At 70.6% G+C, this 12,118-nt stretch carries 15 protein-coding genes and 1 pseudogene; 6 read left to right on the plus strand and 10 right to left on the minus strand.

The window, feature by feature from the left end:
* From G3I19_RS28745 to G3I19_RS28770, 6 genes are all read right to left on the minus strand, one after another.
* Window positions 1-324, minus strand: a 324-nt coding sequence (locus G3I19_RS28745) for a MarR family transcriptional regulator (RefSeq protein ID WP_164266641.1), incomplete at its 3' end; no start/stop codon positions are given.
* A gap of 206 nt (window positions 325-530) precedes the next feature.
* Entirely contained in the window at window positions 531-2,231 is a 1,701-nt protein-coding gene (locus G3I19_RS28750) for a methylmalonyl-CoA mutase family protein (protein ID WP_164266642.1), read from the minus strand.
* A 107-nt stretch (window positions 2,232-2,338) separates the two neighbouring features.
* Window positions 2,339-2,677: a DUF3817 domain-containing protein gene (locus G3I19_RS28755; protein WP_164266643.1), complete on the minus strand. Its 339-nt coding sequence runs from the start codon at window positions 2,675-2,677 to the stop codon at window positions 2,339-2,341.
* A gap of 95 nt (window positions 2,678-2,772) precedes the next feature.
* The gene (locus tag G3I19_RS28760; RefSeq protein ID WP_164266644.1) at window positions 2,773-3,279 is read right to left on the minus strand and encodes a MarR family transcriptional regulator; all 507 of its coding nucleotides are present in this window, start codon (window positions 3,277-3,279) and stop codon (window positions 2,773-2,775) included.
* 120 nt (window positions 3,280-3,399) lie between these two features.
* Window positions 3,400-3,693 (minus strand): MTH1187 family thiamine-binding protein, encoded by a 294-nt coding sequence (locus G3I19_RS28765; protein ID WP_164266645.1) that lies wholly within the window; start codon window positions 3,691-3,693, stop codon window positions 3,400-3,402.
* Window positions 3,690-4,037, minus strand: coding sequence for a DUF3817 domain-containing protein (locus G3I19_RS28770; protein WP_164266646.1), 348 nt, complete (start codon window positions 4,035-4,037; stop codon window positions 3,690-3,692). The genes G3I19_RS28765 and G3I19_RS28770 overlap by 4 nt, the downstream gene beginning before the upstream one ends.
* Before the next feature lie 191 nt (window positions 4,038-4,228).
* Between G3I19_RS28770 and G3I19_RS28775 the strand changes: the two genes are divergently transcribed.
* The 4 genes from G3I19_RS28775 to G3I19_RS28790 all read left to right on the plus strand — a co-directional run bounded on the left by G3I19_RS28775 (window position 4,229) and on the right by G3I19_RS28790 (window position 6,941).
* A complete protein-coding gene (locus G3I19_RS28775; RefSeq protein ID WP_164266647.1) occupies window positions 4,229-4,867 on the plus strand; it encodes an AIM24 family protein in 639 nt (212 codons plus the stop codon).
* The gene (locus G3I19_RS28780; protein WP_164266648.1) at window positions 4,867-5,517 is read left to right on the plus strand and encodes an AIM24 family protein; all 651 of its coding nucleotides are present in this window, start codon (window positions 4,867-4,869) and stop codon (window positions 5,515-5,517) included. Before G3I19_RS28775 ends, G3I19_RS28780 begins: the two co-directional genes overlap by 1 nt.
* The gene (locus tag G3I19_RS28785) at window positions 5,514-6,290 is read left to right on the plus strand and encodes an AIM24 family protein (RefSeq protein WP_343235242.1); all 777 of its coding nucleotides are present in this window, start codon (window positions 5,514-5,516) and stop codon (window positions 6,288-6,290) included. The genes G3I19_RS28780 and G3I19_RS28785 overlap by 4 nt, the downstream gene beginning before the upstream one ends.
* Before the next feature lie 177 nt (window positions 6,291-6,467).
* Complete coding sequence (locus tag G3I19_RS28790) at window positions 6,468-6,941, plus strand: MarR family transcriptional regulator (RefSeq protein WP_164266649.1); 474 nt, start codon at window positions 6,468-6,470, stop codon at window positions 6,939-6,941.
* A gap of 62 nt (window positions 6,942-7,003) precedes the next feature.
* On the opposite strand, the gene G3I19_RS28795 is transcribed toward G3I19_RS28790, so the two are convergent.
* A complete protein-coding gene (locus tag G3I19_RS28795) occupies window positions 7,004-7,972 on the minus strand; it encodes an NAD(P)-dependent alcohol dehydrogenase (RefSeq protein WP_164266650.1) in 969 nt (322 codons plus the stop codon).
* 103 nt (window positions 7,973-8,075) lie between these two features.
* On the opposite strand from G3I19_RS28795, the gene G3I19_RS28800 reads away from it, so the two are divergent.
* Complete coding sequence (locus G3I19_RS28800; RefSeq protein ID WP_164266651.1) at window positions 8,076-8,732, plus strand: TetR/AcrR family transcriptional regulator; 657 nt, start codon at window positions 8,076-8,078, stop codon at window positions 8,730-8,732.
* A gap of 80 nt (window positions 8,733-8,812) precedes the next feature.
* On the opposite strand, the gene G3I19_RS28805 is transcribed toward G3I19_RS28800, so the two are convergent.
* Window positions 8,813-10,285, minus strand: coding sequence for a HAMP domain-containing sensor histidine kinase (locus tag G3I19_RS28805; protein WP_164266652.1), 1,473 nt, complete (start codon window positions 10,283-10,285; stop codon window positions 8,813-8,815).
* Window positions 10,282-10,944 carry a response regulator transcription factor gene (locus G3I19_RS28810; protein ID WP_164266653.1) on the minus strand — a complete coding sequence of 221 codons (663 nt, stop codon included), beginning with the start codon at window positions 10,942-10,944 and terminating at the stop codon, window positions 10,282-10,284. Before G3I19_RS28810 ends, G3I19_RS28805 begins: the two co-directional genes overlap by 4 nt.
* A gap of 118 nt (window positions 10,945-11,062) precedes the next feature.
* Between G3I19_RS28810 and G3I19_RS28815 the strand changes: the two genes are divergently transcribed.
* Window positions 11,063-11,671, plus strand: coding sequence for a PepSY domain-containing protein (locus tag G3I19_RS28815; protein WP_164266654.1), 609 nt, complete (start codon window positions 11,063-11,065; stop codon window positions 11,669-11,671).
* On the opposite strand, the pseudogene G3I19_RS28820 reads toward G3I19_RS28815, so the two are convergent.
* Window positions 11,610-12,118, minus strand: a pseudogene (locus tag G3I19_RS28820) (hypothetical protein); the annotation flags it as partial. The gene G3I19_RS28815 and the pseudogene G3I19_RS28820 sit on opposite strands and share 62 nt — an antisense overlap.

Here is a 12,118-nt window from a genome sequence, read left to right on the forward strand (position 1 = left end):
CTGCCAGTCACGCAGCCTTTCGTGGGCCGCAGGGGTAAGCCGCAGCCGCACCGAACGCCGGTCGTCGGGGTCGCTCTCCCGGGTCAGATACCCCGCTCTGCTCAGCTGGTTGACCAGCGTGGAAACCGAATTGCCCGCCACGTAGAGCTCTCTGGCCGCGTCGGACACCCGGATCCCGGGCCGCCCGCCGACCAGCCGCAGCAGCTCCGCCTGGGCCCCCCGCAGGGGCGGCGCGGTGAGCCCGCGCCGCAGCCGCCGCCGCACCAGCCGGTGCACACCGGCGAGCACATCGGCGAGCGATTCGGGGAACTCGTCCGTGGCCACGGGGCCATTTTAGCTCTGTCGCAGAGGTAACCACCAGTGCGCGTCCGGGCACGGGAACCTGACCGCGGACGGGCACGGGAACCGGACCGCGGACAGGCACGGGAACCGGACCGCGGACAGGCACGGAAAGGGCACGGAAACCGGACCGCGGACAGGTACGCAAAGGGCCCGGGAGGGACTCTCCCGGGCCCAGCCGCGCTCCCCGGTCAGAACCCGGGCGGCTCCGTGTAGACGCCCCACTCGTCCCGCAGCACCCCGCAGATCTCGCCGAGCGTCGCCTCCGCCCGGACCGCCGCCAGCATCGGCTCGATCATGTTCGAACCGTCCCTGGCGGCCGTGAGCATCGCGTCCAGCGCGGTCCGCACCCGGGCGTCGTCCCTGGCCGCCTTGCGGCCGGCCAGCTCCTGGACCTGGTCGCGCTCCACCTCGTGGCTGACCCGGAGGATCTCCAGGTCGCCGGTGACCGAGCCGTGCAGGCAGTTGACGCCGACGACGTGCTTGTCGCCCTTCTCGACCGAGCGCTGGTACTGGAAGGCGGACTCGGCGATCTCGCCGGTGAACCAGCCGTCCTCGATGCCGCGCAGGATGCCCGATGTGACCGGGCCGATCGGGTGCTGCCCGTCCGGGTGGGCCCGCAGGCCACGCTCCTTGATCTGGTCGAAGATCTTCTCCGCGTCGGCCTCGATGCGGTCCGTGAGCTGCTCGATGTACCAGGAGCCGCCCAGCGGGTCCGCCACATTGGCGACGCCCGTCTCCTCCATCAGCACCTGCTGCGTCCGCAGGGCGATCTCGGCGGCCTGCTCGCTCGGCAGCGCGAGCGTCTCGTCCAGGGCGTTGGTGTGCAGCGAGTTGGTGCCCCCGAGTACGGCGGCGAGCGCCTCGACCGCGGTCCGTACGACGTTGTTGTACGGCTGCTGCGCGGTCAGCGAGACCCCGGCCGTCTGGGTGTGGAAGCGGAGCCACTGCGCCTTGTCGGTCCGCGCGCCGTAGACGTCCTTCATCCAGCGCGCCCAGATCCTGCGCGCAGCGCGGAACTTGGCGATCTCCTCGAAGAAGTCGACATGCGCGTCGAAGAAGAAGCTCAGGCCGGGCGCGAAGACGTCGACGTCCATCCCGCGCGAGAGGCCCAGTTCGACGTAGCCGAAGCCGTCCGCCAGGGTGTACGCCAGCTCCTGCGCGGCCGTCGCGCCCGCCTCACGGATGTGGTAGCCGGACACCGAGAGCGGTTTGTACGCGGGGATCGCGGCGGCGCAGTGCTCCATCAGGTCGCCGATCAGACGCAGATGCGGCTCGGGCTGGAAGAGCCACTCCTTCTGCGCGATGTACTCCTTGAAGATGTCGGTCTGGAGGGTCCCGTTCAGCACCGCCGGGTCGATGCCCTGGCGCTCGGCGGCGACCAGGTACATACAGAAGACCGGCACGGCCGGGCCGCTGATCGTCATCGATGTGGTGACATCGCCGAGCGGGATGTCCTGGAAGAGGATCTCCATGTCGGCGGCGGAGTCGATGGCGACCCCGCAGTGGCCGACCTCGCCGAGCGCCTTCGGCTCGTCCGAGTCGCGCCCCATCAGCGTCGGCATGTCGAACGCGACCGAGAGACCGCCGCCGCCGTTGGCGAGGATCGTCTTGTAGCGCTCGTTCGTCTGGCGGGCGTTGCCGAACCCGGCGAACTGCCGGATCGTCCAGGTGCGGCCGCGGTAGCCGGTGGGGTGCAGGCCGCGGGTGTACGGATACTCACCGGGCCAGCCGATCCGTTCGAATCCCTCGTACGTGTCCCCCGGCCTGGGCCCGTACACCGGGTCCACCGGGTCGCCGGACAGGGTGGAGAAATCGGCGTCCCGCTTGCGTGCCTTGTCGTACCTGGCCTGCCAGCGGCGGCGGCCTTCTTCAATGGCGTGAGCGTCCATACCCTCGAATTTACTAGGACGTCCTAGTAAATGTCGATGGGAGACCGCCCGCACATCGTGCGGGCGGCGGTATTACGCCGTAAATACGCCGTATGAAGCCTTGGCGGCTACGCCTTCGCGGCGACCGGCGCGGGCTGGGCGATCCGGGGCTCCAGCTCGCGGGAGATCTTCCGCTCGACGAAGAAGGCCGCGGTCGGGACCGTACCGGCGAGCAGCACCCAGATCTGCTTGGCCACCGGCCACTTCGCCTTGGAGCCGAGGTCGAAGGCGAAGATCAGGTAGACCACGTACAGCCAGCCGTGCGCGATGCCGACAATGCTGACGAAACCGGTCGCCCCGTTGATGTCCAGCAGGTACTTGGCGATGACGCCGAGGGTCAGCAGGACCAGCAGCACACCGGTGACGTAGGCCATCACGCGGTAGCGGGTCAGCACGCTTCGTTTCATGGAGTCGAGCGTATCCGGGCGCTTTGGGCGATCTTCGGCGGGGTTGCCACTTCGGCCGGCACCGCGGGCGGGTCCGCGCCGGGACCCCGCCCGGCCTACTCCTCGAAGTCGTCCGCCGCCACCCGCAGCGGCCTGAGCATCGCGAAGATCTCCCCGCACTCCTCCGCGTCGTACGCGGACAGCCCGAACTCCATCGCCATCAGGTCCGCACTGGCCGCCTCGACGACCTCACGGCCCTTGTCGGTGATGGAGGCCAGCGTGCCCCGCCCATCGTTCGGATTGGGGCGCTTGTCGACCAGACCCGACTTCACCAGCCGGTCGACGGTGTTCGTCACCGATGTGGGGTGCACCATCAGCCGCTCGCCGATCTTGGACATCGGCAGTTCGCCCGCCTTGGAGAAGGTGAGCAGCACCAGCGCCTCGTAGCGCGCGAACGTCAGCCCGTACGGCTTGACGACCGCGTCGACCTCCGCGAGCAGGATCTGATGGGCGCGCATGATCGAGGTGATGGCGGCCATCGAGGGCACGGGGCCCCAGCGCTGCTGCCAGAGTTCGTCGGCGCGCGCGATGGGATCGAAGGCAAGGCTGAGCGGCTTTGGCACGGCATCGACCCTACCGGCCGGTCATATGACGGTCAGCCCCGTCTCGCCCTTCGGTCCGCGGGCCGGGGGGCGAGACCGCGGGGCGGGTGGCCGGGCGGGCGACCGGCGCGCGGGCCCGTGTCAGGGCGCCAGATGCCGTTCGACCGTCTCGACCTTGGAGGTCAGGCCGTCGGTGACACCCGGCCTGATGTCCGCCTTGAGTACGAGCGAGACCCGGGGCGCTCGCGCCTCGACGGCCTGGACGGCGCGCCTGACGACGTCCATCACCTCGTCCCACTCCCCCTCGATGGAGGTGAACATGGCGTCCGTACGGTTCGGCAGGCCCGACTCGCGTACGACACGGACCGCGTCGGCGACGTACTCACCGACGTCCTCACCGACGCCCAGCGGGGAGACCGAGAAGGCGACGATCATGACGTCTCCACCACACCCTCGCGGCGCGCGCGGGAGGCGATGACCGCGTTCTCCGCCTCGCGGCGCAGCTTGCGCTCCGCGAAGAAGCCGCCGGTGGGCAGCACCGAGAGCACGAAGTAGAGAATGCCGGTGCCCGCGGACCACTTGGCGCGGTTCCAGGCGTCCGCCCAGAAGATCACGTACAGCACGAAGAGGACCCCGTGCACCATGCCCATGACCGGCACCGCATTGAAGTCCGTGGTCCGCTTGAGGACCGAGCAGATGAGCAGCAGCAGGAAGGAGACCGCCTCGGGGGCGGAGACCAGGCGGAGGCGGCGGATTGCGGATGCGGTCTTGATGTCCACGGAGGAAACCTTCGGCAGCGGGCGGCGGGAAACGGGACCGTGCGCCAACGATCACACGGAAGCGTGATCTTGTGAAAGTGCGCACAAACTCGGAACCATTGTGGCAGCCCCGCATATCAGGGCTCTTTCAGGGTGCGTCTACGCCTCCGGACCCCTGTGCGCACCCCCTCCCGGCCCGTTACCTTCGGACCGTGGCTCAGTTCCGACTCCAAGGCAGCAAGATGCTCGCCGTCGACATGACAGGCGACGCCGTCAAAGCGAAGAACGGCTCGATGGTCGCCTACGACGGCCAGATGACCTTCAAGAAGATGTCCGGCGGCGGTGAGGGGCTCCGCGGGATGGTGACCCGGCGTCTCACCGGCGAGCAGATGAGTGTGATGGAGGTACGGGGCAAGGGCACCTGCTATTTCGCCGACCGCGCCACCGAGATCAACCTCGTCGCCCTGCACGGCGAGAAGCTCCATGTGGAGGCGAGCAACCTCCTCTGCACGGACGCGGGGCTGCGCACCGGCACGACCTTCACCGGGCTGCGGGGCGCGTCCCAAGGCAACGGCCTGTTCACCACGACCGTGGAAGGCACCGGACAGGCCGCCGTGATGTCGGACGGCCCCGCGATCGTCCTGCGGGTCAGCCCGCAGTATCCGCTGCTCGTCGACCCGGGTGCGTACATCGCGCACACCGGCAGTCTCCAGCAGCACTTCCAGACCGGGGTCAGCTTCCGGACGTTCATGGGCGAGGGGTCCGGCGAGTCCTTCCAGATCCGGTTCGAGGGCGAAGGTCTCGTCTATGTGCAGCCCAGCGAGCGCAGCACGGTCGGGGGCGAGATCTGATGCCGTTCACCGAGATCAACTCGAAGATGGTCGAGGCCACGGTGGTGCCCGGCCAGAAGCTCTACAGCCAGCGCGGGGCGATGCTGGCGTACCGGGGCGAGGTGACCTTCACCCCCAACATCCAGGGCGGTCAGGGCGGTGTGATGTCCATGATCGGGCGGCGGGTGGCCAATGAGGCGACGCCGCTGATGACGGTGGAGGGGCAGGGCACGGTGATGTTCGGGCACGGCGGCCACCACATCCAGGTGATCTCGCTGGCCGGCGACACCCTCTATGTGGAGGCGGACCGGCTGCTGGCGTTCGACGGTTCGCTCCAGCAGGGCACGATGTTCATGGGCTCGCAGGGCGGGGTCATGGGGATGGTGCGCGGCCAGGTCACCGGGCAGGGCCTGTTCACCACGACGCTCAAGGGCCACGGCGCGGTGGCGGTGATGGCGCACGGGGGTGTCGTGGAACTGCCGATCACCCCACAGGCGCCGGTGCATGTGGACCCGCAGGCGTACGTCGCCCACCACGGGGACGTACGGAACAAGCTGTCGGCGGCGCTCGGCTGGCGGGAGATGGTGGGGCGCGGCTCGGGCGAGGCGTTCCAGCTCGAACTGTCCGGCAGCGGCGCGGTCTATGTGCAGGCATCGGAGGAGAAGCTGTGACGGGACCGGTGGTCCACGACCCGATGACGCTGCCGGCCAACGACAACGTCAACAAGTACACGTTCTGTGTGGAACTCAGCGGCAGCCAGTGGTTCCTGCAGAAGGGCAAGATGATCGCCTACTACGGGCGGATCGACTACAACGGCTTCGGCAACGGCCGCTTCGACCATCTGCTGCGCAGCAGCTTCCACTCCCCGCTGCACGCGGCGGACTGGGTGGTGGCGGAGGGCTCGGGCAAGATGCTGCTCGCCGACCGGGCCTTCGATGTGAACTCGTTCGATCTGGACGACGGCAACCTCACCATCCGCTCGGGGAATCTGCTGGCGTTCGAGCCGTCGCTGTCCCTGAAGCAGTCGATCGTGCCCGGCTTTCTGACGCTGATCGGTACGGGGAAGTTCGTGGCCGCGTCGAACGGTCCGGTCGTCTTCATGGAGCCGCCGATCCGGGTCGACCCGCAGGCGCTGGTCGGCTGGGCCGACTGCCCTTCGCCGTGCCACCACTACGACCACGCCTATATGACGGGGGTGCTGGGCGGGATCCGGTCGTTCACCGGCCTGGGGGGCGTATCGGGCGAGGAGCACCAGTTCGAGTTCGTGGGCGCCGGCACGGTGCTGCTGCAGTCGACCGAGGCGCTGCTGCCCGAGAAGCCGACCGGCTCCTTGCCGGATGAACCGGGTATTCCCGGTGGACAGGGGCCCCGTTCCGGCCAAAACGGCCCAGGATCGCGCTTTCCCGGCCAGGTCGGGGATCTTCAGCGCCGCTTCGGGCTGTAAGCGATAGCCTGCGGAGTGTAACGTCGAACATCTGAACCCCCGGCATACGCACCGGACCGGATCGCCGTCGCGATCGGGATCGCGGTGCGGGATCGCGGCGTGACGGCGCAGTGCGCGCCGGAGGGTGACACTCCCCACAATTGTCCAACATTCAACTTCTTAGGTAGAATTCTCATTATGGAGACCGAGACGGCCACCCGCTGGCTGAGCGACGCGGAGCAGTGCGCCTGGCGCACCTACCTGGACGTGAACAGGCTGCTGACGTACCAGATGGAGAAGGACCTCCAGCCGTTCGGCCTGACGATGAACGACTACGAGATCCTGGTCAATCTCTCCGAGGCCGACGACAGGCGGATGCGGATGAGCGACCTCGCCGCCGCCACACTCCAGTCCAAGAGCCGTCTCTCGCACCAGATCACCCGGATGGAGAAGGCCGGGCTGGTCCGCAGGGAGAACTGCGAGTCCGACCGGCGGGGGCTGTTCGCCGTCCTCACCGACCTCGGCGGCGAGACCATGCAGAAGGTCGCACCGCACCATGTCGCCTCGGTCCGCAGGCACTTCATCGACATGCTGACACCCGAGGCACTGGCCGGGCTGCGGGACTCACTGACACCGGTCGCCGATCAGCTCCGGGGAATCCGCAAGGGCTAGGGCGGCGGGGGCGGGAACCATGCCTGTCGCGGCAGCGGCTACGGCTACGGCTACGGCTACGGCTAAGGAGCGACCCTGACCACGTACTTGCCCCGCACTCCGCCCGCCTCAAGTGCGCGGTGTGCCGCAGCCGTTTCCTCCAGCGGGAAGACGGTGTCCACCGCCGGGCTCAGCTTCCCCTCGGTCACGTGGCGGGCGAGGTCGTCGAAATCCTCCCGTGCGGGGTTGCCGCTGAAGAAGCGCACCCGGCCGCGTCCGTGGACCGTGCTGGCCGCCAGGTAGCCGAGCGACGCGGCGGGCCGGGCCAGGTCGAAAGCGATGGTGACCATGCGGCCGCCGGGGTTCAGCAGATGCCGGAAAGTCCGCAGATCGCTCCCCGCGGTGTCCACGACCACGTCGAAGCGTCCCAGTTCCCCCGGCGGGACAGCCCGGTGGTCGACGGCCCGGTGGGCGCCGAGACCGCGGACGAAGTCGAGGTTGGCGGCGCGTGCGAGTGCCGTGACATCGGCGCCGTAGGCCCGTCCGAGCTGTACGGCGGCATTGCCGACGCCGCCCGCCGCACCCCGTACGAGGAGGCGTTCGCCGGCGCGCAGCCCGGCTCTGTCCCGCAGGGCGGTGACGGCCGTGGTGGCCACCGGCAGTGCGGCGGCGTCCACCAGGCCAAGGCCGTCGGGGACCGGGCCGAGCCGCCCGGCGGGCACCGCCACGTACTCGGCGGCGCTGCCGAACCCGGAGGTACGCCCCAGGACACCCCACACCCGGTCGCCGACCGCGACCCGCACCGCTCCGGCGCCCAGCGCGACGACTTCGCCGGTGAAGTCCAGCCCGACGCGCTGGGGGAACTTCCGGCCGGTCAGCAGGCGGACACGGCCGGACCTGGCCGCCAGTTCACCGCCGTTGACACTGAACGCGTGCACCCGCACGAGCACCTCGCCCGGTGCGGGCTCGGGGCGTGCCACCCGGCCCACGTAGAGCACGTCCGGGGTGCCGTAGCTGTCGAAGAGCACTGCCTTCATCATGCGATCGGTCATCGTTCTGCCTTTGCCGCCGGGGCCGTACGGGAGGTGTCCGGCGTCGACCGTAGGCTCGTGACCGGACGAGATCGTCCACTTGGCCCGGAAGTGAGAGACAGCGATGGCGGATTCCTCTCGGATCAGCGGCTCCGGCGCGGTACGGGCGGATGCCAGGCGCAACCGGGACCGTGTTCTCGTCGCCGCCCGCGCGGTCTTCGCCGAGCGCGGGATCGAGGCACCGATGGCCGCCGTGGCCCGCCGGGCCGGGGTCGGCGTAGCGACGCTGTACCGGCACTTCCCGACCCGGGACGCCCTGGTGCGGGGCGCGTTCGCCCAGCAGATGGAGACCTGCGGGCGTGCGCTCACCGACGCGCTGGCCGACCCCGACCCGTGGCGGGGCTTTCGCCGGCTGGTCGAGACGGTCTGCGGGCTCCAGCGGGAGGAGCGGGGGTTCCCGGCCGCGTTCGTGGCGGCCTTTCCCGACAGCGCCGCGGACCACGCACAGTCCCGGGAGCGCGCCGAGCGGGACCTGATGACCCTGGTACGCAGAGCCCAGGCGGCGGGTGCGTTGCGGGCCGACTTCCACCCGACCGACCTCGCCGTTGTCCTGGTGGCCCACTGCGGCCTGGTGACGGCGCTGCCGGACGACGCCGCGGCCTCCCGGCGTCTGGTGGCCTATCTGCTCCAGTCGTTCCGCGCCGATGCGGCCGACGGGCCCCTGCCACCGCCTGCTTCGTTGGCGCTGCGCGGTTTCCCGATGGCGGCCGGCCGGCCTTAGTGAGGGACCGCCTCAGGGACCGCCGTAGGGACCGCCGTAGGGACCGCCGTAGGGACTTCCGTTGGGCCCGCCGGCCGGGATCAGTCCGAACCGGGCCGGCCGGCCCGCGCCCCCGCGCCGTCCCGTGCACGCGGAGCGGGCAGGTCCAGGGCGAAGACGGAGCCGTCGCCGACGGTGAGGGTCCCGCCGTGCCGGTGCGCCACGTCGCGGGCGATGGCCAGGCCGAGACCGGCGCCGCCGTCGTCGCGGGTCCTGGCGTCGTCGAGCCGTACGAACCGCTCGAAGATCCGCTCACGCTCCTCGGGAGGCACCCCGGGCCCGTCGTCGGCGACCTCCACGACGAGCCGCCCGTCGCGCTTGCGTACGGACACCTCGACGCCCGCGCGGGCATGCCGCTGGGCGTTGTCCAGGAGGTTGCCGATGACCCGGGCCAACTGTCCGCGCGAGCCGTCCACTTCGAGCCCGCCGACGGCGTGGACGGTGACCGGCACCCGGCCCGTCTGCCGCCGCGACGCCTCCTCGCGTACCAGCTCCCCCAGGTCGATCCGCGCCGCGCCGGGCCGCTCCCCCGCGTCCAGCCGGGCGAGCAGCAGCAGATCGGCGGCCAGCTCCTGGAGCCGTACGGTGTCCGCGACCGCCCCGTCGACGTCCAGCAGCTCCGGGTGCGCGGCGCCGACCTCCAGCTGGGTGCGCAGACTGGCGATGGGGCTGCGCAGTTCGTGCGAGGCGTCCGCGACGAAGCGGCGCTGCCGGTCGACGGACTTCTCCAGGGCGGTGAGGGTCTCATTGGTCGTACGGGCCAGCCGGGCGACCTCGTCGTGCGAACCGGGCTCCGGGACCCGCCGGGCCAGATCCTCGGACGCGGTGATCGCCGCCATCTCCTGCCTGATCCCCTCGACGGGGCGCAGGGCGCGGCGGGTGACCAGCCAGGTGACCCCCGCGACGACCACCAGCAGGGCGGGCAGCCCGATGAGCATCGCACCGCGGACCGTGCTGACGGCGCTCTGCTCGGTGGTGAGCGGGGCGCCCGCGTACACGATCAGGGTGTCGTCGCTGCCGTTGGTCACCTCGACGGAGGCGAACCGGTAGTCGGCGGTGTCACCGTCCACGGTGGCCGTACCCGCGCTGAAGTGGGCGTGGTCGTGCGAGACCTTGCCGCGCGGCGGGTCGTCGCTGCGGCCGTGATCGTCGTCGCTGTCGTCGTGGTCGTCGCTGTCGTCGTGCTCGGACTGCACCGGATGCACCGCGGTGGTCGCCGTCCCCGTCACCGCGTCCAGGTCGTCACTGGCGGCGCGCAGCCGGCCGTCCTCGGTGACCACCTGCACCGGGTTCTCGTCGGAGTCGGGCAGATGCAGCTTGTGGTACGGAACGTCGAGGGCGACCTGCGACGCGACGTTCTGGGCGGCGATCTCGGCGCGCAGGTCGGTCTGTCCTGTGAGGTTCGACCGCAGGACGAGCAGGAGGGAGACTCCGGCGGCGATCAGTGCGACGGCGACGACCGCCGTCGCGCCCAGCGCCGCCCTGGCGCGTACGGAGCCGAGGACGCGCCTCACCCGGTGACCAGCCGGTAACCGGCGCCGCGCACGGTCTGGATGAGGTCGGCGCCCAGCTTGCGGCGGAGCGCGCTGATGTACACCTCGACGATGTTCGGATCGCCCTCGTAGGCGAAGTCCCAGACGTGCTCCAGGATCTCCGGCTTGCCGACCACCTCACCGCGGCGTACGACGAGTTGTTCGAGGACCGCGAACTCCTTGGCGGTGAGGGCGACTTCGTTGCCCGAGCGGTGCACGCGGCGGGTGGCGGTGTCGACCGTGAGGCTGCCCGCGGTGAGTACGGGCGACGGCCGCCCTGCGGCGTGCCGGCGCAGCAGCGCCCTGATCCTCGCGACGAGGACCACGTAGGAGAACGGCTTGGTGAGGTAGTCGTCGGCCCCGGTGTCGAGCCCCTCGGCCTCGTCGTACTCACCGTCCTTGGCGGTCAGCATCAGGATCGGTACGTCGTGGCCCGCCGCCCTGAGGGCCGCGCAGACCCGGTAGCCGTTCATGCCGGGCAGCATGATGTCGAGCACGACCAGGTCGTACGGCCCCTCACTGGCCAGATGCAGCCCTTCGAGCCCGTCGTGCGAGACATCCACGGCGAAACCCTCGGCGGTGAGTCCGCGGGCGAGTGACACCGCGAGCCGCTTCTCGTCCTCCACGATCAACAGGCGCATGGGGACAGCTTCCCAAATCGAAGCTGAAGGGATCTTCAGGGGGCTTCAGGCTGCGTTCAGCCTGCCCGCGGCAGATTGGGAGCTGTCCGGTGACGCACTCTCATTACGGAGGAACCTCATGAAGCGCAATTACGTGATCGCATGCATCGCCGCCGCGGCAGTCCTCGCGGCGGGCGGTACGGCCACCGGGGTGGCCCTCGCGGACGGCGGCGGCAGCGGCACCGGCTCCTCGGGGGCGGCCACCGCCACAACAGCTTCCGCCCGGACGGGGACCCCCGCCGCGAACACGAGCGGCTCCGGCGGTGGCGTGGCCACGATCGACCGGGTGGTCCACGCGGCTCAGGCATCCGAACCCGGCACGGTCACCTCCGCCGAACTGGACCACGGCCGCTGGGAGGTGGACCTCTACGGCAAGGACAAGGTCTGGCACGAGATCCACCTGGACCGCGGCACCGGCAAGGTCATCGCGTCGCGCACGGACGGCGGCGACCAGGACGACCGCAAGGGCGCCCCGGTCACCGCGACCCGCGCCGCGGCAGCGGCCCGCGGAGCCGTCGCGGGCACGGTCACATCGGTCGAACTGGACAACGGCCGCTGGGAGGCCGAAGTGACAGCGCACAACGGCGCCCGGCACGAGGTCTACATCGACCTGACCACCGGCAAGGTCACATCCGAGCACCTGAACCGGCACCAGCACGACGGCGACGACGACGGGGACGACGACTGACCCGGGGCCGGCCGGGCGGAACGGAGCCCGCGGAGAGCAGAGCTGAGCCCGCGGAGAACAGGGCTGAGCCCGCGGAAAGCAGAGCCGCAGCCGCGGCGAGCAGGACGGGAGCCGCCACCAGCGCGAAGCACCAGCCGAGCGGAGCCCGCCCGACGAGAACCCCGACAGCAGCCGTACCCGCTGTCGACCCGGCGTTCACCGCGGTGTTGACCCAGGCTCCGGCCCGGGTACGGGTGCCGGGGGCCGCGCTCTCGTCGGCGATCAGATAGGCGGTCGTCAGCGCGGGCGCCACGAAGAGGCCCACGAGGGCCGCGGCGACACCCAGCGCCGGGAGATCGGGGGCGAGCCCGGCGCCGGCCAGCGCGATCCCGAGGCCCGCGGCGAGCAGCCCGAGACGCAGCCGGTCGGGGGCGCGCCCGCCGACCGCCCCGTTGACCAGTCCGCCGA

Origin of the sequence: Streptomyces sp. SID10853 (genome assembly GCF_010548145.1) — a bacterium.
In the GTDB taxonomy this organism is placed as follows: Bacteria; Actinomycetota; Actinomycetes; order Streptomycetales; family Streptomycetaceae; genus Streptomyces.

Coding starts and splice junctions, on each gene's coding strand:
- G3I19_RS28765 (WP_164266645.1), bottom strand. CDS start 3,693: ATGATCGTCGCCTTCTCGGTCTCCCCGCTGGGCGTCGGTGAGGACGTC.
- G3I19_RS28750 (WP_164266642.1), bottom strand. CDS start 2,231: ATGGACGCTCACGCCATTGAAGAAGGCCGCCGCCGCTGGCAGGCCAGG.
- G3I19_RS28810 (WP_164266653.1), bottom strand. CDS start 10,944: ATGCGCCTGTTGATCGTGGAGGACGAGAAGCGGCTCGCGGTGTCACTC.
- G3I19_RS28800 (WP_164266651.1), top strand. CDS start 8,076: ATGGCGGATTCCTCTCGGATCAGCGGCTCCGGCGCGGTACGGGCGGAT.
- G3I19_RS28790 (WP_164266649.1), top strand. CDS start 6,468: ATGGAGACCGAGACGGCCACCCGCTGGCTGAGCGACGCGGAGCAGTGC.
- G3I19_RS28795 (WP_164266650.1), bottom strand. CDS start 7,972: ATGACCGATCGCATGATGAAGGCAGTGCTCTTCGACAGCTACGGCACC.
- G3I19_RS28815 (WP_164266654.1), top strand. CDS start 11,063: ATGAAGCGCAATTACGTGATCGCATGCATCGCCGCCGCGGCAGTCCTC.
- G3I19_RS28780 (WP_164266648.1), top strand. CDS start 4,867: ATGCCGTTCACCGAGATCAACTCGAAGATGGTCGAGGCCACGGTGGTG.
- G3I19_RS28755 (WP_164266643.1), bottom strand. CDS start 2,677: ATGAAACGAAGCGTGCTGACCCGCTACCGCGTGATGGCCTACGTCACC.